Origin of the sequence: Methylobacterium indicum (assembly GCF_001043895.1) — a bacterium.
Lineage (GTDB): Bacteria > Pseudomonadota > Alphaproteobacteria > Rhizobiales > Beijerinckiaceae > Methylobacterium > Methylobacterium indicum.
The window spans coordinates 1-16,822 of sequence record NZ_JTHF01000254.1 but is presented as its reverse complement, the minus strand read 5'-3'; the positions used below and the strand labels follow the sequence as shown (position 1 = coordinate 16,822).

The 16,822-nt window shown below is 71.9% G+C and carries 18 protein-coding genes; 8 read left to right on the top strand and 10 right to left on the bottom strand.

What is annotated here, in order from left to right; translation table 11 throughout:
• The first annotated feature begins 3 nt into the window (after nucleotides 1–3).
• A complete protein-coding gene (locus QR78_RS25905; RefSeq protein ID WP_048430476.1) occupies nucleotides 4–1,647 on the top strand; it encodes an OFA family MFS transporter in 1,644 nt (547 codons plus the stop codon).
• A gap of 78 nt (nucleotides 1,648–1,725) precedes the next feature.
• On the opposite strand, the gene QR78_RS25900 is transcribed toward QR78_RS25905, so the two are convergent.
• The 5 genes from QR78_RS25900 to QR78_RS25880 form a co-directional block, all read right to left on the bottom strand.
• Nucleotides 1,726–3,096: an MFS transporter gene (locus QR78_RS25900; RefSeq protein WP_244276378.1), complete on the bottom strand. Its 1,371-nt coding sequence runs from the start codon at nucleotides 3,094–3,096 to the stop codon at nucleotides 1,726–1,728.
• A 182-nt stretch (nucleotides 3,097–3,278) separates the two neighbouring features.
• The gene (locus QR78_RS25895) at nucleotides 3,279–3,590 is read right to left on the bottom strand and encodes a chorismate mutase (protein WP_048430474.1); all 312 of its coding nucleotides are present in this window, start codon (nucleotides 3,588–3,590) and stop codon (nucleotides 3,279–3,281) included.
• Between the two features lie 801 nt (nucleotides 3,591–4,391).
• Complete coding sequence (locus QR78_RS25890; protein WP_048430473.1) at nucleotides 4,392–4,574, bottom strand: hypothetical protein; 183 nt, start codon at nucleotides 4,572–4,574, stop codon at nucleotides 4,392–4,394.
• A gap of 112 nt (nucleotides 4,575–4,686) precedes the next feature.
• A complete protein-coding gene (locus tag QR78_RS25885; protein WP_048430472.1) occupies nucleotides 4,687–5,103 on the bottom strand; it encodes an SWIB/MDM2 domain-containing protein in 417 nt (138 codons plus the stop codon).
• A gap of 168 nt (nucleotides 5,104–5,271) precedes the next feature.
• Nucleotides 5,272–6,291, bottom strand: a complete 1,020-nt coding sequence (locus tag QR78_RS25880; protein WP_048430471.1) for an aldo/keto reductase — start codon at nucleotides 6,289–6,291, stop codon at nucleotides 5,272–5,274.
• Nucleotides 6,292–6,589: 298 nt separating this feature from the next.
• Between QR78_RS25880 and QR78_RS25875 the strand changes: the two genes are divergently transcribed.
• Complete coding sequence (locus QR78_RS25875) at nucleotides 6,590–7,762, top strand: MFS transporter (protein WP_048430470.1); 1,173 nt, start codon at nucleotides 6,590–6,592, stop codon at nucleotides 7,760–7,762.
• A 26-nt stretch (nucleotides 7,763–7,788) separates the two neighbouring features.
• Here the strand turns inward: QR78_RS25875 and QR78_RS25870 are convergent, their stop codons facing one another.
• A complete protein-coding gene (locus QR78_RS25870; RefSeq protein ID WP_048430499.1) occupies nucleotides 7,789–8,427 on the bottom strand; it encodes a glutathione S-transferase in 639 nt (212 codons plus the stop codon).
• Nucleotides 8,428–8,633: 206 nt separating this feature from the next.
• On the opposite strand from QR78_RS25870, the gene QR78_RS25865 reads away from it, so the two are divergent.
• Both QR78_RS25865 and QR78_RS25860 read left to right on the top strand, forming a co-directional pair.
• Nucleotides 8,634–9,452, top strand: a complete 819-nt coding sequence (locus QR78_RS25865; RefSeq protein WP_053221094.1) for a polyamine aminopropyltransferase — start codon at nucleotides 8,634–8,636, stop codon at nucleotides 9,450–9,452.
• A 96-nt stretch (nucleotides 9,453–9,548) separates the two neighbouring features.
• Complete coding sequence (locus QR78_RS25860) at nucleotides 9,549–10,208, top strand: sigma-70 family RNA polymerase sigma factor (RefSeq protein ID WP_048430469.1); 660 nt, start codon at nucleotides 9,549–9,551, stop codon at nucleotides 10,206–10,208.
• A 235-nt stretch (nucleotides 10,209–10,443) separates the two neighbouring features.
• Here QR78_RS25860 and QR78_RS25855 read toward each other — a convergent pair whose 3' ends face one another.
• Entirely contained in the window at nucleotides 10,444–10,722 is a 279-nt protein-coding gene (locus QR78_RS25855) for a hypothetical protein (protein WP_048430468.1), read from the bottom strand.
• Between the two features lie 495 nt (nucleotides 10,723–11,217).
• Here QR78_RS25855 and QR78_RS25850 point away from each other — a divergent pair, with 495 nt between their 5' ends.
• The 3 genes from QR78_RS25850 (at nucleotide 11,218) to QR78_RS25840 (ending at nucleotide 13,270) form a co-directional block, all read left to right on the top strand.
• Nucleotides 11,218–11,529, top strand: a complete 312-nt coding sequence (locus tag QR78_RS25850) for a hypothetical protein (RefSeq protein WP_048430467.1) — start codon at nucleotides 11,218–11,220, stop codon at nucleotides 11,527–11,529.
• An 80-nt stretch (nucleotides 11,530–11,609) separates the two neighbouring features.
• Nucleotides 11,610–12,779: a mandelate racemase/muconate lactonizing enzyme family protein gene (locus QR78_RS25845; RefSeq protein ID WP_048430466.1), complete on the top strand. Its 1,170-nt coding sequence runs from the start codon at nucleotides 11,610–11,612 to the stop codon at nucleotides 12,777–12,779.
• Nucleotides 12,776–13,270: a GNAT family N-acetyltransferase gene (locus QR78_RS25840; RefSeq protein ID WP_244276379.1), complete on the top strand. Its 495-nt coding sequence runs from the start codon at nucleotides 12,776–12,778 to the stop codon at nucleotides 13,268–13,270. The genes QR78_RS25845 and QR78_RS25840 overlap by 4 nt, the downstream gene beginning before the upstream one ends.
• Nucleotides 13,271–13,292: 22 nt before the next feature.
• Here QR78_RS25840 and QR78_RS25835 read toward each other — a convergent pair whose 3' ends face one another.
• Both QR78_RS25835 and QR78_RS25830 read right to left on the bottom strand, forming a co-directional pair.
• Complete coding sequence (locus QR78_RS25835) at nucleotides 13,293–14,333, bottom strand: TRAP transporter substrate-binding protein (RefSeq protein WP_425284140.1); 1,041 nt, start codon at nucleotides 14,331–14,333, stop codon at nucleotides 13,293–13,295.
• 52 nt (nucleotides 14,334–14,385) lie between these two features.
• Nucleotides 14,386–15,330, bottom strand: coding sequence for a LysR family transcriptional regulator (locus tag QR78_RS25830; RefSeq protein WP_048430465.1), 945 nt, complete (start codon nucleotides 15,328–15,330; stop codon nucleotides 14,386–14,388).
• A 104-nt stretch (nucleotides 15,331–15,434) separates the two neighbouring features.
• Between QR78_RS25830 and QR78_RS25825 the strand changes: the two genes are divergently transcribed.
• Entirely contained in the window at nucleotides 15,435–16,115 is a 681-nt protein-coding gene (locus QR78_RS25825) for an NADPH-dependent F420 reductase (protein WP_048430464.1), read from the top strand.
• Nucleotides 16,116–16,119: 4 nt separating this feature from the next.
• Here QR78_RS25825 and QR78_RS25820 read toward each other — a convergent pair.
• Nucleotides 16,120–16,822 (bottom strand): alpha/beta hydrolase (locus tag QR78_RS25820; RefSeq protein WP_048430463.1); only part of this gene is annotated, 703 nt, incomplete at its 5' end.

Genomic DNA, 16,822 nt, shown 5'->3' with positions numbered 1-16,822 from the left:
TTCATGGACGCACGGGTCGTCGATCGCTCAACGGGGGCGCCCGGTCTCCTCGACCGCGAACGCATCGTCGCCCGCGCCGGCTTCAACCGCTGGCTCGTCCCACCGGCGGCGCTGGCCATCCATCTCTGCATCGGCATGTCCTACGGATTGTCGGTGTTCTGGCTGCCGCTGTCGCGCGCACTCAGCGTCGGCCAGCCGGCTCCGGCGGCCTGCCCGGAGATGGGCCTCCTGACGGCGCTGGTCACCACGACCTGCGACTGGCGCGTCAGCGACCTCGTCCTCACCTTCTCCATCGGCATCCTGATGCTCGGTCTCTCGGCCGCCCTGTTCGGCGGCTGGCTCGAGCGCGCCGGGCCGCGCAAGGCGGGCCTCGCCGCCGCCCTGTGCTGGGGCGGCGGCTTCCTCGTCGGGGCGCTCGGCGTCTCCCTCCACCAGCTCTGGCTGATCTGGCTCGGCATGGGGCTGATCGGCGGCATCGGGCTCGGGCTTGGCTACATCTCGCCGGTCTCGACCCTGGTGAAGTGGTTCCCGGACCGGCGCGGCATGGCGACCGGCATGGCGATCATGGGCTTCGGCGGCGGCGCGATGATCGGTTCGCCGCTCGCCGACATGCTCATCACCCGCTTCAAGGGCCCGGACGGCGCCGGCGTGTGGCAGACCCTCGCGCTGATGGGCGCGGGCTATCTCCTCGTCATGCTCTGCGGCGCCTTCGGCTACCGCGTGCCACCCGCAGGCTGGCGGCCGGACGGCTGGACCCCGCCGGCGGCAAAGAACCGGATGATCACCAGCGGGCACGTCCACCTGCGCGACGCCCACAAGACCACGCAGTTCTGGCTGCTCTGGGCGATGCTGTGCCTGAACGTCTCGGCCGGCATCGGCGTGCTGGCGCTCGCCTCGCCGATGCTCCAGGAGATCTTCGGCGGCGCGCTGATCGGCCGGCCCGACCTCGGCCTGGCGCAGCTCGATGCCGGGCAGAAGGCGCAGGTCGCCGCCATCGCGGCCGGCTTCGTCGGCCTGCTCTCGCTGTTCAACATCCTCGGCCGGTTCTTCTGGGCCACGCTCTCGGACCGCATCGGCCGCAAGGTCACCTACGCCACCTTCTTCGCACTCGGCTGCGTCCTCTACGCCGCCGCGCCCTGGGCCGCGGGCATCGGCTCGCAAGCGCTGTTCGTGCTGTTCTTCTGCGTGATCCTGTCGATGTATGGCGGCGGCTTCGCGACGATCCCCGCCTACCTCGCCGACGTGTTCGGGACCCAGTTCGTCGGCGCGATCCACGGCCGGCTGCTCACCGCCTGGTCGACGGCGGGCGTCGTCGGCCCCTTCGTGGTGACGGCGATCCGGCAGGCCCAGGTCGATGCCGGCGTGCAGGGCGCCGCCCTCTACGGCCGGACGCTCCTGATCCTCGCCGGCTTCCTGGCGGCCGGATTCGTGGCGAACCTCCTGGTCCGGCCGCTCGCCGAGCGCTGGTTCATGCGCCCGGCCGACGCGACGGCCGGCACCGCGGGGGCTTCCGACCCGTCCGGCTCCTTCGGGATCGGCCGCGGCGGCCTGACGCCGGTGGCGGTCGTCGCCTGGGCGGCGGTCGGCCTGCCGATCCTGTGGGGCGTGTGGATCACCCTGTCGAAGGCGCTGATCCTGTTTCGGTGACGGGCGGCCCGCCACGCGTGAGGCGCGGCAGCGCGGGGCACGTCCGGCGGCTCGCGCGGGAGGGGAGCGGCCCGATCGTCATCGGGGATCGGGCCGAATGGCGAGGCGCGCGACACTCACGAGGCTGGCCGCCCCCGCGACGATGCCGCCGAGTCCCAAGGCGAGCGCGGGCCCCCGGCCATTCGCCAGGGCGAAGCAGGCGGCCACCAGGGCAGCGCCGGTGGTCTGGCCGAGCAGCCGGGCAGTGGCCGCCATGGCGCTCGCGCCACCCGCGCGCGCGGGTGGCGCGCTCGTCATGAGGGCGCGAAGGTTGGGCGCCTGGAAGAAGCCGAAGCCGGCTCCGCACGCCGCCAACCGCCACGCGATGTCGCCGAGGCTCGGGTCGGACGGAAGGGCGGCGAGCAGACCCAGACCGAGGCCGAGCCCCATGAGTCCGATTCCGCCGAGCAGGCCCGAGGGGTAGCGGTCCGACAGGCGCCCGGCCAGGGGCGCCACGAGGGCGACCGTGACGGTCCAAGGCGTCATCAGGAAGCCGGCCTCGAACTGGGAACGCCCGAGCGCCTGCTGAAACAGGAACGGCAGGGACACGAAGGCGAGGCCCTGCGCCACGAAAGCACACGCGGCGGCGGCGGCCGAGAGGGCGAAGAGCGGGCGCGTCAGCAGGTCGACGGGCAGCATCGGCGCCGGATGGCCGGCCTGCCGCCGCAGGAGCAGAAGGCCGAAGACCATCGCGCCGCCGAGCTCGGCGCCGTTGCGCCAACCCGGCCCCTCGTGGGCGATCTCGCCGAGCCCCAGCACGAGAAGGGAGAAGGTGATGAGGGTGAGGACCGCTCCGGGCCCGTCGAAGGCGTGCGCGGCGCGTCCGGTGTCGGGCAGGGCGGCGAGGGCCAGCACCAGGGCCGCAAGCCCGATCGGCAGGTTGAGCGCGAACAGCCAGGGCCACGGCAGGACGAGCAGGATCAGCGAAGCGGCCGGCGGCCCCGCCACGAAGCAGACGCTGCCGACGAAGGCGTTGAGCCCGACGCCGCGTCCGAGCCGGTCGGCGGGGGTGATGAAGCGGACGAGCGCGATGTTGACCGACATCACTGCGCCGGCACCGATGCCCTGGAGCAGGCGCGCGGCGATGAGCGCCGGAAGAGACCAGGCGAGCGCGCAGGCGAGCGAGGCCCCGGTGAACAGGGCGATGCCGGCCGTGAACACCCGCTGCTGCCCGACGATCTCGCCGAGCGCGGCGACCGGCAGCAGCGTCGCCACCACGGCGAGCTGATAGGCGCTGACGATCCAGATCGACGCCGCGGAATCGATCCCGAGATCGGCCGCGATGGTGGGCAGCGTGGTGTTGGCGATCGCCGTGTCGAGAAAAGCGAGCCCGATGCCCGCGAGGATGGCCGCCATGGCGCGCCGCCGCTGGGCGGGCGGCATGCCGTCGGGCCCGGAAGGATCCGGCATCGGGGATGGCGATGTCATGAAGGAGCAGTCCCCCTGGGTGTCAGCCGCGCGTCGCAGCACGGATGTGCGCACCCACCCGGCACCTCGTCCCTCACGCGGCAGTCTGGCTGGAGGACACTGCGATCGGTCGGCGATCGATCGTCTGCGGGCGTCGTCATTCGATCAGGTCGCGGATGCTGTCGTCACTCCTGGACGGCGGTCGACCGCCCGACTGCCTCGTGGTGGCGGATGACCTCGCGAATGATGAAAGAGAGATATTTTTCGGCGAAATCGGGATCGAGCCGGGCTTGGTCCGCGAGCTTCCGCAGGCGCTCGATTTGGTATGCCTCGCGGTCGGGATCGGCTGCAGGAAGGTCGTGGACCGCCTTCAGGGCTCCGACGCGCTTCGTACAGCGAAACCGCTCGGACAACATGTAAATCATGGCGGAATCTATATTATCTATACTTTGCCGCAGGTCGATCAATGATTCGGCCGCATCATCGATATGTTTCATCGTTTTTCCGATATGTCCAAATGCAAACGGGGCCTTCTTACCCAAGGTTATCCATCCAAGCACAATCCAGGACTCAGCGCCAGCAGGGCGGCGCGACCTGTGCGAGCATCGGTTCGGGGTGAAGGGTCTTGCAGCCTTCGTGCCGGCCGGGCGTTTGCCGGAAAGGCCGCATGTCACGATCCGGTTCGTTGGATGCCGCGTGGCCAATCTCGGCCCGCCTCGTAACCGTCGTCACGGCATTGCGGGCAGCCGGACCAACGCGGGCGCCGCCGTTGCCATGCCGTTCCAGCATGGATCGACAGGTCGAGAGCGTCCTACCCGGTTCCTTTCGAGGAGGACTGAAGCCGCTGGCCCAACGGCGAAAGCAGTTGCGAAGCAACCGCACCGACGACTGCGTCCGAACGCGGTGCCGCATCGCGAGCGCTCCCGCCCGCCTGCGCGCCGACTTCCCCAAAGGAAGCGATGCGAATGCCGTTTCGACGGCTCTGGTCACCCGGGGCTTCCCCCTGATCGAGCCGTGCGGGGACGATCCGCGGATCGCGCGACGGCCTCGAGCGACGTGGCGGCGTCAGCGGGCCGTACCCGGTCTCCGCCATCGTCGCCTGGAGGTTCGCCGACAGCGGGCATTTGCAAGAGATCGAGGGATTCGTCTTGTATCGGGCCCCGTGACCGGCCGCGGACGGTCATCCCCGAGGGGTTACCCAGGTAAACCCAAAGGCGCGCTCGAAGGGCGCGCTCGGCGCCGTGGTCCGTCGCTTGGCTGCAGCGCCGAGCGCATGACGTCGCGAAAGCCGCCGCGGATCAGGGGGAGGATGTCACCACGTCGCAATCCCGCCGGCCGCTCGCCAGGCAATCCTCGCGGGCCGATTCCCGGCGAAGGACGCCGGCGAGCCAGACGCAGGCGACCACCAGGACGACCACGAACAGGAGGGCGGCGAGGGCACGGCCTCGGCCGGCATCGCCTGGATCGGGGGGTTGGGTCATCGGCTCGCGGATGGGCCCGGGACGGGCGATCCGGCGGCCGGGAGCGCGGATGGCCGCGCTGGGCGGCCATCCGGGGAGAGACGGACCGGAGGAAGCCGGTGGCCGGGCAGTCCTACTTCAGGTGCTGGGCGAGGTACTTGTTCATCTCGAACATCGTCGCCTTGTCCTTGCCGAAGACCTTCTTCAGCCTGTCGTCGGCGAGGATCTCGCGCTTGTTCTCAGGGTTCTGGAGCGAGTGCTTGCGGATGTACTCCCACACCTTGCTCACCACCTCGCCGCGCGGGATCGGGCTGTCGCCGACGATGGCGGCGAGCTCGGGCGTCGGCTGCAGGGGCTTCTGCAGGGCGTTGGGCTTGTCGCCGGATTTCGGCGCCGCGACCTTCTTGCCCTTGGCCGCGCCCTTGGCCTCGCCGGCGTCGTCGTCCTTCGCCGTGTCCTTGGCGGCCGCCTTCGTGGCCTTGGGAGCGGCCTTCGGGGCGGCTTCGGGTTCGGCCTTGGTCTCGGCCTTCTTGGTGGTCTTGATCGCCATCGGTCTCCTCCGGTCTGCAACCCGTCTCCCAGGGTCGAACAGTGGACATGCCTGGGCACATAGCGTCAACAACTAAGCCGTGGACGGCGCGTTCCAAGAGGAAATCGCCGTCGAACCGGAGTCATCCACATCGGATCACGCCGCGAGCCTGACGCTGAGGAGCGTGGCTCAGCCGCGGGCCTGCGTCCAGGTGGTTCGTCCCTCGAGCGGATAGGCCGGATCGGTGTAGCCCGGGGTCGAGGGATGGCCGGCCGGCACCAGGCGGTCGATTAGCGCCTCGTCCTCGGGGGTGAAGCGGTAGTCGAGGGCCCGGGCGTAGGAACGCCACTGCTCGAAGGTCCGGGGTCCGGCGATCACCGCCGTGACGGCGCGGTTGTTGAGCACCCAGGCCACCGCGAAGTCGATCACGGAAGCGCCCTTGCCCTCCGCGTGGGTCTTCAGCTCCTCGGCGATGTGCAGGCTCTCGGGCCGCCACTCCGTCTGCATCATCCGGGTGTCGCCCCGCCCGGCGCGGGTGCCCTCGGGCGGGGCCTCGCCGGGGCGGTACTTCGCGGTCAGCACGCCGCGGGCGAGCGGCGAGTAGGGCACGACGCCGAGCCCGTAATGGGCGCAGGCCGGCAGGTGCTCGACCTCCGGCATCCGGTTGAGGGCGTTGTAGTAGGGCTGGCTCGCCGCCGGCCGGTCGATGCCGTGCTCGTCGCACAGCCGGCAGATCTCGGCGACCCGCCAGGCCCGGTGGTTCGACACCCCGAAGTACCGGACCTTGCCGGCCCGGATCAGGTCGGCCATCGCCCGCACGGTCTCGGAGAGCGGCGTGTCGTGGTCCTCCTTGTGGAGGTAGTAGAGGTCGATCCGGTCGGTGTTCAGGCGCTTGAGGCTGGCCTCGCAGGCCTGGACGATGTGGGCGCGCGACAGGCCGCGGTCGTTCGGGCCTTTCCCCATCGGGTTCGCGACCTTGGTGGCGAGCACCCAGGCGTCGCGGTCCTGCGCGATGGCCCGGCCCACCACCTCCTCGGATCGCCCTTCCGTGTAGGCGTTCGCGGTGTCGATGAAGGTGATCCCCCGGTCGCGGGCATCCGCCACGATGCGGGCCGCCTCGTCGTCGGGGGTCGGCCCGCCGAACATCATCGTACCGAGGCAGAGCGGCGAGACCTTCAGGCCGGACCGGCCGAGCGTGCGGTACTCCATAGGGCGTCCCCCGTCCCGAAAATGGCGTTTGCGTGGCCGCGGCGCCATCCCGGCGCCGTCCCGCATCCGCGTTGTGGATGCTGGGGTTTTCCCCTTCTTCATCCGGTTCGGCAAGGTCGCGTTAAGCACGGGATCGCAAAGCTCCCACCCATGATCATCGCAGCCCTCTCCCTCGCTTTCTGCGCCGCCGGCGCCCTCGTCCTCGGTCTGGGGACCATCGTCACCGTCGAGCCGCCGCGGGACCATCCCCACGGCGCCGGCCTGATCTGACGACGGCGCGCGCCCGGTCACGGCCCCCGTGCCGACGGGAGCGCTGCCGCGCTTCCTTCTCGTCTACGCCGCGCTCTATGCCGGTTACGGCCTGACGACGCCGTTCCTGCCCGCGCTCCTGTCCGAGCGCGGGCTCTCGCCGACCGAGGTCGGGCTGGTGCTCGCCGCCGGCACGGCGATCCGGCTGGCCGCCGGCCCGCTGGCGGGCGGGATCGCCGACCGGCTCCGCGCCGGCCGCGGCGTGCTCGCGGCCTGCGGGCTCCTCGCGGGCTCGAGCGCCCTCCTCTACCTTGCCGGCCACGGCTTGTCCGGTCTGCTGCTCGCCGGCCTGGCGCATGCCGCCGCGACGGCGCCGCTCGCTCCGCTGGCCGATGCCCTGGCGCTCCCGGCCGCCGCGGCGTCCCGCTTCGCCTACGGCACCGTGCGGGGCGCCGGCTCGGCCGCCTTCATCGCCGGCACGCTCGCGGCCGGCCAGGTGACGGGCTTCGTCGGCCTGTCGGCCCTGCCGGTGGCGGGCGCCGCCGCGTTCGTGCTGCTGGCCGCCGCGACGCTGGCCCTGCCGGCCGGCCCCACCCGGGTCGAGGCGCCGAGCGCGGGACGGCCCGGCCTCGCCGAGTTGCGGGTGCTCCTGCACGCGCCCGCCTTCCGCCGCCTCGTCGCCGTCGCCGCCCTGGTGATCGCCAGCCATGCGGTGCACGAGGCCTTCGCGGTGATCCGCTGGCGCGAGGCCGGCCTCTCCCCCGGCACCGCGAGCCTGCTCTGGGCCGAGGCGGTGGCGGCGGAGGTGCTGGTCTTCCTGGTCGTCGGTCCCCGGCTGCTGGCACGCCTCGGACCGGCCGGGGCGCTGGCGCTCGCGGCCGGGGCGGGAGCCTTGCGCTGGTCGGTGGCGGCGCTCACCGTCGCGCTGCCGGCGCTCGCGGCGATCCAGGCCCTGCACGGGCTCACCTTCGCGCTCCTGCACCTCGCGGCGATGCAGGTTCTCGCCCGGACGGTGCCGCCCGCCCTCGCGGCGACGGCCCAGACCCTCTACGGCACCCTCGGCCTCGGCCTCGCCACCACCCTGGCGACCCTCGCGGCCGGGCCGCTCTGGGCGCGGCTCGGCCCCGGCGCCTTCTGGGTCATGGCGGCACTCTGCGCGGCGGCGCTGCCGCTGGTGCGGGGCCTTGCCGATGACGGCGCGCCGCGACGGGACGCGGGCTGAAGGATCGCAAGGGTCCCCCGCCCCCGTCACGCCGACATCGTGCGCCAGTTCCGGACGCTCGGGCGCTCCTGCATCCTCGCGTACCAGGCGTTCAGGGCCTCGCACTCCTCCGGCACGGGAACCCGCAGCAGACCGGCGAAGATCATCCCGCCGATGAGCGCGATGTCGGCCATCGAGAAAGCCTCACCCGCGACGAAGGACTGCCGGCGCAGCACACCATCGAAGTAGCGCATCCCCCGCAGAGCCTTGTCCCGCTGGTACAGGCCCCATTCGGGATTCTGGTAGACCTCGACGTGCGGGCCGAGGCCCGGGGTGGCGTGATGGAAGTAGAGGCTGAGCGCATCGAGTACCTCCAATTCGGCACGGCGGCTCATCATGTGGATCACGCCCTTCTCGCGCGGCGTCCGGCCGGTGAGGACCGGCGTGCCGTCGAGGGCATCGACGTACTCCGTGATCGCCGTGCATTCGGCGATGAGCGTGCCGTCGTCGAGTTCCAGGACCGGCAGGGTGCCGGAATAATTCTTGGCGCGGAAGGCCTCGGTCTTGTGCTCGCCCTTCCGGAGGTCGACCGACACGAAGCGAAGCCGGGATTGGAGCCCCTTCTCGGCGAGCGCGATCCGTACGCGCGCCGGATAGGGCCCGGTGTGCCAGTCGTAGATCGTCAGGGTCATCGTTCGCTCGCCTGCTGCCGGGGCCGATCCGTTAGACCCTAGATCGACCCCGATCGCCACGCAGCCCGGCGCCGCGGGGCCGGCCCTCGGGCTCTCGCGGTCGACCCGTCTCGAGCGGGCTCCAACCCCGGACGGACTCGCTTGCACGGAAGGCGGGAATCGGCGCCAATCGGGCCGCCCCCGCCCGCGAGGATGACGGCATGACGATCCCATCCGTGACGCTTCCGCCCATGACGGCCGCCCTCACGGCGATCCCGCCGGGGCTGGAGCCGTTCACCTTCGACCTGTTCGTGCCGGTCTACCGGCCGCTGCGATCCGGCGCCTGGCACATCCATCACGGGCAGAACCTGCTCGCCCAGGGCTACTGGAGCCCGGCGCGGCTGGTGCCGAGCGTCACGGCCCTGGTCCGCGACGACGAGACCTGGATGTCGACCACCCCGATCGAGCTGGAGAGCCAGGAAATCGGCGTGCGCCTGTCTGCCGGTCACGTCGTCGTGTTCGGTCTCGGGATGGGCTGGTCGATGGTCGCGTGCGCCCTGCGGCCGGAGGTCACCGCCGTCACGGTCGTCGAGATCGACCCCGAGGTGATCGCGCTGCACCGGGACCTCGACCTCGCCGCCCAGCTGCCGCCGGAGGCCCGCGCCAAGATCCGCATCGTCGAGGGCGACGCCCTGGCGTGGCGCCCCGACCGGCCCGTCGACCTGCTGATGCCGGACATCTGGCTGCCACTCGTCTCCGACGATCGCGTTACGGACGTGCGCCGGATGCAGGCGAACGTCCAGGCCGCGAGCCTCTATTTCTGGGGCCAGGAGCTCGAGATCGCCCGCCATGCCGTGGCGGCCGGGCGCGCCCTCGACGCGGAGGGCGTCCGGGCCACCATCGCCGCCTTCGGTCTGCCGCTGATCGGTCCGGCGCTCCCCGGCTATGCCGAGAAGGTCCGTCAGGCGGCGGCGCGGCACATGCGCGGCCGCTGGCTTCCGGGCACGGTCGAACCCGGCCTCGTGGCGGATGCCGGCTGAGCCCGGCTCGGATGCCGGCCATTCGAACTAGTACGCCCGGATCATTGTAATGGTACGTCAGAGCATGGCTTAAGCGGCGGCCGCCGGAGACCGCCGATGCCGCAGCCGACCACGACCACCCTGGACACCGCCGAGTTGCCGGCCTTGCCGGCGGGCATCCAGGCCCATCTCGGGGCGGTGCTGCGCGCCGCCTACGACGACGTGGCGGCGCCGCCCTGCGACCGTCTGGAGGCGCTGGTCGCGCGCCTCGCCGCGGCGCTCGCCGGCCTCGACGCCGCGCCCGCGGAGGCGTTCCGGCGCGACATGCTGGCGGAGGTGCCGCGGCTGAGGCGCCGGGCCGTGACGCTCTGCAACGACCGCACCCGCGCCGACGACCTGGTGCAGGAGACCCTGCTGAAGGCCTGGGCGGCGCAGGACCGCTTCACCCCCGGCACCCAGCTCGGCGCCTGGCTCTATACCATCCTGCGCAACCACTTCTATTCGGAACACCAGAAGCGCGCCCGCGAGGTCGGCGATCCCGACGGGATCTTCGCCGGGCGCCTCGTGTCCCTTCCGGCCCAGGACGGCAACCTCGACCTGCGCGACGTGCAATCGGCCCTCGACCGGCTGGTGCCGGACCAGCGCGAGGCGCTGCTGCTCTCCGCCGTACACGACCTGTCCTACGAGGACATCGCCGCCGCGATGGAGTGCCGGGTCGGCACCGTGAAGAGCCGGATCAACCGCGCCAGGGCGCGGCTGGCGGAGATGCTGGGCTGAATCCGGCCGCCCGCGGGTCCTGGAGCGTTGTTCGACGCCGTGGGCACCGGTTCGCCGCAAAAGAATGCGGCTCGATCACAGACCCGGAGCGCTTCGCGATCGCCACGCGATCGCCACGCGATCGTGACGTGCCCTAAGCAGACTTGCGTTGGCAGGCCAACGCTTCGCCTGCTTAGGTTATTGTTGTGTCGCAGATTTTTACTGCCGAACCGGTGTCCGCTTCGGCCAAATCTGCTTAGCGGCCGCAGCCGACGCAGATCCCGCCGTCGATCCGGTCGTCGGCCCGCTCCAGGCGGGTGCGCGCGTCGATCCCGCGCTCCATGCGCGCATCGGCGCCGCCGCCATGCGGCATCACCTTGCCGACCGCGCTGGTGTTCGGCGCCGTGATGGTGGAGCGCGGCCCGCCCCCGGTGCCGGTCTGGTCGGGCAGCTCCCTGGACCACGCGGCGGGCCCGACGACGAACGCGCCCGCCAGGACCGCCCCGGCGAGCACGGCGCGGATGGATACGGACATGACCGGCTCCTGTCTCGGGAGACCCCAGGGATCGGGCAGCCGTCACGAGCCGCCCACCGGTCTCCGATGCGTCTTCAACGCGACAGGTCGGCGGCCGTTGCGCGCCCCGCTCCGTCCTCAGGCGCGGGGACGGCGGGCCGGGGTCTCGCGGTGATCGGGATGATGACCGAAGACGCCGGCGGCGACCACGACGGCGACGAGCCCCAGGGCGATCAGGAAAACCTGCATCTCAACTCCTTCGCGCGGGACGGCTCGCGACCGGACCCCGCACGCTCCCTAACAAGATCCGCGCCACCTTCTGCCGGGTGGCCATAGCCGCCGCCCCATGACAGGGGGACGACAGGGACGGCACTCTGCCTGCGCGCGCACCCGGATGCCAAGATGCGATTCGCGTCCGATCCGCGTCCCATTGCCTACCCCTTCGCCGCAGCGGGAACGCCGGCCGGATCCTCCCGTTGCCCCGGTCCGCAGCATCCCGAGACCGGATTCCTTTCCATGCCGCTTCGTACCTCCCTCCTCGCCGCCGCCCTCGTCGCGGGGCTGGCCGGCAGCGCCGCCGCCCAGGGCATCGACAACGGCTCGGGCGCCGCCAAGCCGTCGACCGGCAATACCGGCTCGGGCATGTCGAGCCAGCCGCCGGGCACCGGCATCGGCGGCAACAACCCGGGCAGCATGGGCTCGACCGGCTCGCAAGGGTCGAGCGGCGGCAACATGGGCCCCGGTCCGACCGTGCAGCGCGAGGGCCCGACCGGCAGCGGCGCGCCGGGAACCGGCCCGGGGTCGCAGAAGAACGGCACCGCGCGCTGACGGCTCACGCGCCCGGCGCATTTGTCAGCGTCGGCGCAGCCGCCTACGAGACGGGGCAGCGACCTCGTAGGGGATCACCCATGCGCATCACCGCCATCCGCGACATCGTCGCGCCGATCAAGTCGGACATCGCCAACGCCTGGATCGACTTCTCGACCATGACGGCGAGCGTGGTCGCGGTGGTGACCGACGCCGTGGTCGACGGCCGCCCAGTCGTCGGCTTCGGCTTCAACTCGAACGGCCGCTATGCCCCGCAGGGGCTCCTGCGCGAGCGCTTCATCCCGCGCCTGCTCGCCGCCGCCCCGGACGACCTGCAGGACGAGGACGGGTTCCTCGACCCGCACCGGGCCTGGGCGGCGATGATGAAGAACGAGAAGCCCGGCGGCCACGGCGAGCGCTCGGTGGCGGTGGGCGTGCTCGACATGGCCCTGTGGGACGCGCTCGCCAAGGCGAAGGGCGTGCCGCTCTGGCGGCTCCTCGCCGACCGCTACCGCGGGGGCGAGGCCGATCCGACCGCGTGGGTCTACGCCGCGGGCGGCTACTACTACCCGGGCAAGGGCCTCGACGCCCTCCAGGACGAGATGCGCTCCTATCTCGACCGCGGCTACAGCACCGTGAAGATGAAGGTCGGGCTGGTGCCGCTCGCCGAGGACGTCGCCCGGATCGAGGCGGTGCTGTCGGTGCTCGGCGGCGACGGCGCGCGCCTCTGCGTCGACGTCAACGGCCGCTTCACCCTCGAGGAGGCGATCCGCTTCGGCCGCGCGGTCGCCCCCTACGGCCTGCGCTGGTACGAGGAGCCGGTCGATCCCCTCGACTGCCTGGCCCATGCCGCCCTCGCCACGACCTATGACGGGCCGCTCGCCACCGGCGAGAACCTGTTCTCGCACCAGGACGCCCGCAACCTGATCCGCCATGGCGGCCTGCGGCCCGATCGCGACATCCTGCAATTCGATCCCGCCCTGTCCTACGGGCTCGTCGAATACCTGCGCACCCTCGACGTGCTGCGCGCCCACGGCTGGTCGCCGCGTCGCTGCGTGCCCCATGGCGGTCACCAGTTCGCCCTCAACATCGCGGTGGGCCTCGGCCTCGGCGGCAACGAGAGCTACCCGGACGTCTTCGCGCCCTTCGGCGGCTTTGCCGACGCGGTGCCGGTCGAGGACAGCCGGGTCGCGATGCCGGACGTGCCCGGCATCGGCTTCGAGGCGAAGAACGCGCTCTACGCGGTGATGCGGCCGCTGGAGCAGGGGTGACCCGCGTGGGCCCGGGCGAGGACCGCCGGAGGGCCGCCGCCCGGCCCGCGCGTCCCGCCGACCTGCCGGCGCTCCTGGCGCTCTTTGCCGCGTCGGAGGTCAGCGCCGCCGCGCCCGGGGCACGGGCCGAGCGGTTGTGGCGGGAGAGCCTGGCGCATCCCGGCGTCGCGATCTTCGTGTCCGACGCCGACACCGGCGGGGCCCTCGCGGCGACCTGCATGCTCGTCACCGCGCCGAACCTCCTGCGCGGCGGGCGCGCCCACGGCTTCCTGGAGAACGTCGTGACCCACCCCGACCACCGCGGGCGCGGGCACGGCAAAGCCGTCGTCCGGGCGGCCCTCGCCCAGGCCTGGGCGAGCGGCTGCCACCACGTCCTGATGCAGAGCGGGCGCGCCGATCCGCGGGTCCACACCTTCTACGAGGGGATGGGCTTCGTGCCGGGCCGCCGGACGGCCTACGTAGCGGCGCGCCCGGGCGACCCCGACATCTGATCGCGCGACGGCCGCGAGCGTCCTACGACACCGCCCCGGCGAACTTTTCCAGGTGGCCCCAGGCCTCGGTCCCGTACTTGCCCTTCCACTCGGCGTAGAACCCGGCGGCCCGCAGCCGGTCCTGGAAGGGTGCGGCGGGGGCATCGTTGATCGTAAAACCAGCCTGGCCGAGCGCCGTGCGCAGGGTTTCGCCCTGGCTCGCGATGTCCCGGCGCTGATCGAGGGCGGCGTCGTCGAAGTGGCGGGCGAGCACCGCCTTCACGTCGACGGGCAGGCGCGACCAGGTCCGGTTCCCGGACATCAGCCAGAACCCGTCCCAGATGTGGTTGGTGAAGGAGAGGTACTTCTGCACCTCGGCGAGCTTGAAGCTCGCGATGATGGCAAGCGGGTTCTCCTGCCCGTCCACCACCTTGGTCTGGAGCGCCGAGTAGGCCTCCGAGAAGTTGAGCGCCACCGGCGCGGCACCCAGCGCCCGGAACGCCGAGGTGAACAGCGCGCTGTTCGGCACCCTGAGCTTCAGGCCGTCGAAATCGGCCGGGCTCGCGATCGGCCGGATGCTGGTCGTGGTCTGGCGAAAGCCGTTGTCCCACATCCGCTCGAACGGCACGAGGCCGGCTTTCGCGATCTCGCCCCGGATATAGGCGCCGAGTTCGCCGTCGAGGGCCGGCCAGACCTTGTCGTAGCCGCTCCACGCGAAGGCGACGTTGATGAGCGAGGCGCGCGGCACCAGCGTCGCGAGGTTCGAGGAGGATTGCGCGAACATTTCCAGCGCGCCGGACCGCAGCTGGCTCAGCATGTCGGCATCCGACCCGAGCTGCCCGTTGGGGAAGATCGCGACCTCGACGGCGCCGCTCGTCTCCTTCGCGACCTTGTCGGCCGCCTCGCGCAGGCGGATCGTCGCCGGATGGGTGTCGGGCGTGACGACCCCGCATTTGAGCCGGAGCGGCCCGCCTTGGGCGCGGACATGTGGGCCCGGCAGGAGAGCGGCCGCGGCGGCACCGGCGAGCAGGGTGCGGCGTGTGGGGTAGTGCATGGTCTCGGCCTCCTGGGGGATCCCACCCATCGGCGGCGGCGCTCCGCCGCCGTGCCGTGGGGGCGTTGTCGTTGGCAGCACCCTAGGCGGACTTGCGGTGGCTGGCCAAGGCTTCGCCCGCCGCGACAGCAGCCCCGTACGGTCCGAATTCGCTCGTCACCAAGTCGATGAAGCGGCGCAGCTTGGCGGTCGGGCGCCGGTCGCGCATCGTGAGCAGGTGCATCGGCCGCGACGGCGCCTCCCACTCCGGCAGGATCCGCACGAGACGACCGGCCGCGAGATCGTCGCGCAGGGCGGTCTCGACGCCGAGCACGATCCCGAATCCGTCGAGGGCGGCCCGCAACAGGGCGCGAAAGTCGTTGATGTGCAACCGCCCGGTGGCGGGCGCCTCGCGGGTGACGCCGGCGCGCGTGAAGCGCCAGAGGGAGTCGCGGCCCCGCGGCCAATGGGCGAAGTCGAGGCATTGGTGACCGGCCAGGGCCTCGGGCGAATCCGGTGCGCCATGCGCCGCGAGGTAGGCCGGCGCCGCGCAGGCCACCAGCCGGTAGGGGGCGAGCGGTCGGGCGATCAGGCTCGAATCGGTGAGAGGCCCCAAGCGGATCACCGCCTCGAATCCCTCCTCGACGAGATCGACCATGCGATCGGTGAGGCTCAGATCGACCTCCACCTCGGGCCAGGACCGCAGGTAGCGAGTCAGGAGGGGCACCAGGCTGTGGCTGCCGAAGGTCACCGGGGCGTTGATCCGCAAAGTGCCGCGCGGATGAGCCCGCGCCGCCTCGGCGAGCGCGTCGGCCGCCTCCGCCTCCGCCAGGACCACGCGGCAGCGCTCGTGATAGGCGCGGCCGAACTCGGTCAGGCTCTGGCGGCGGGTGGTGCGGTTGAGAAGGCGCGTGCCGAGCCGGCCCTCCAGAAACGCCACGTGCTTGGCCACCATCTGCGGCGACATCCCGAGGGAGGCGGCTGCCGCCGCGAAGGAGCCGAGATCCGCAGCCGTCACGAACACCGCCATGCTGGTGAGCCGGTCCACGATTAACCCCTGCTGGTTGGGAATCTCATCGCGAATGCGCGATTTATCGCCAGATCGCACCCAGTTACGCAAGGCGCATCGGCAATCGCACGAGGAGAGACGCCATGCGGATCGGGATCATCGGGGCCGGCTATGTCGGCCGAGCCGTTGCCCAGCACGCCATCGTGCAGGGACACGAGGTCATGGTGGCGAATTCCCGCGGACGGCAGAGCCTGTTCAGCTTGAGTGCCGCTCTCCGCTGCCACATCGGGACGGCCGCGGAGGCGGCGGCCTTCGGGGAGGTCGTGGTGGCGGCGATCCCGTTTCACGCCTACCCGACCCTCCCGGGCGCTGAGCTTGCCGGCAAGATCGTCCTCGACGCAATGAACCACTACCCGGAGCGGGACGGGCCCATCGCGGTGCTCGACGAGCGGCGGGCGACGACGAGCGGGCTTCTGGCCGAGCACCTGCCTGCGGCCCGGATCGTCAAGGCGTTCAACGCCATCAGGGCGCAGGACCTGGAGACAGATGGCAGGCCGGCGGGCGCGCCGGGACGCCGGGCCCTGCCGCTCGCGGGCGACGACGTGCCGGCGAAAGCGGTCGCGGCGGAGCTGGTCGACCAGTTCGGCTTCGATCCGGTCGATGCCGGGAGCCTGGCGGAGAGCTGGCGCTTTGAGCGGGGGAAACCCGCCTATTGCGTCCCCCTCGACCGCGCCGGGCTGCTTCAGGCCCTCGCCGTGGCCGAACGGGACGGGGAGGTCGCGCACGGCTCCTGGCGCAAGGACCTGTCGCGCGCCATGGGCTGACCCCTTACCGCCCCCCGAGCGCCCGGGCCGGCGCCGTCGCGAGGTCCACTGCACCTTCCGCCGTGTCGCCGAGGCCCTGGCCGAGGGAGCGCAGGTGCTCGCCGTAGGTCTCGCGGCTCTGGGCGTCCACCACCGCCACCGGGGCCGAGACCGCGAGGCCCGCGGCGGTGCCGACCGTGGCGGCGGCGCCCGCGGTGATCTGGACGATGCGGTCGGAGAGGCCGACGCGGGAATCGGTGATCGTCTGCCCCTGGGCCAGGCGGTTGCCGAGGAGAGCCACGAGCTGCGGGCTGCCGGCGAACTTGCCGTGGTTGAGGGCGTCGCTGCCCTTCATGGAGGTGAGGTTCAGGACCGCGATGTTCTCGCGGGCGAGCTCGGTGCGGTAGGGCTCGGCCGTCGGGTCGATGGCCCCCAGCCGCGCGCCGGCCCCGCCCCAGACCAGGCGCGAGACCGCGAGCGCGTTGTCGTCCTGCGACACGAACAGGCTCAGGCGCGGCCGGCCCGGGCCCATATCGCGAAAAGCCTCGCGGGCGAGGTCGACGTCGACGTCGGGGGCGGCCAGCACCACGTCGCGGATCTTCGGAGCGACGCGCCCGTCGCGGATCGCCATCTGGCGCAAGGATTCGAGCACCAGCCAGTTGCCCATCGAGTGGGCCAGCACCGTGACCTCGCCGACCTCCGGGTTCTGGGCGAGGCGGCGCAGCACG

Excerpts from the sequence above, each read along its gene's own strand:
- QR78_RS25835 (WP_425284140.1), bottom strand. The coding sequence starts at position 14,333 with ATGGGTGGGATCCCCCAGGAGGCCGAGACCATGCACTACCCCACACGC.
- QR78_RS25900 (WP_244276378.1), bottom strand. The coding sequence starts at position 3,096 with ATGCCGGATCCTTCCGGGCCCGACGGCATGCCGCCCGCCCAGCGGCGG.
- QR78_RS25880 (WP_048430471.1), bottom strand. The coding sequence starts at position 6,291 with ATGGAGTACCGCACGCTCGGCCGGTCCGGCCTGAAGGTCTCGCCGCTC.
- QR78_RS25845 (WP_048430466.1), top strand. The coding sequence starts at position 11,610 with ATGCGCATCACCGCCATCCGCGACATCGTCGCGCCGATCAAGTCGGAC.
- QR78_RS25865 (WP_053221094.1), top strand. The coding sequence starts at position 8,634 with ATGACGATCCCATCCGTGACGCTTCCGCCCATGACGGCCGCCCTCACG.
- QR78_RS25895 (WP_048430474.1), bottom strand. The coding sequence starts at position 3,590 with ATGAAACATATCGATGATGCGGCCGAATCATTGATCGACCTGCGGCAA.
- QR78_RS25885 (WP_048430472.1), bottom strand. The coding sequence starts at position 5,103 with ATGGCGATCAAGACCACCAAGAAGGCCGAGACCAAGGCCGAACCCGAA.
- QR78_RS25855 (WP_048430468.1), bottom strand. The coding sequence starts at position 10,722 with ATGTCCGTATCCATCCGCGCCGTGCTCGCCGGGGCGGTCCTGGCGGGC.
- QR78_RS25850 (WP_048430467.1), top strand. The coding sequence starts at position 11,218 with ATGCCGCTTCGTACCTCCCTCCTCGCCGCCGCCCTCGTCGCGGGGCTG.
- QR78_RS25905 (WP_048430476.1), top strand. The coding sequence starts at position 4 with ATGGACGCACGGGTCGTCGATCGCTCAACGGGGGCGCCCGGTCTCCTC.
- QR78_RS25860 (WP_048430469.1), top strand. The coding sequence starts at position 9,549 with ATGCCGCAGCCGACCACGACCACCCTGGACACCGCCGAGTTGCCGGCC.
- QR78_RS25890 (WP_048430473.1), bottom strand. The coding sequence starts at position 4,574 with ATGACCCAACCCCCCGATCCAGGCGATGCCGGCCGAGGCCGTGCCCTC.
- QR78_RS25825 (WP_048430464.1), top strand. The coding sequence starts at position 15,435 with ATGCGGATCGGGATCATCGGGGCCGGCTATGTCGGCCGAGCCGTTGCC.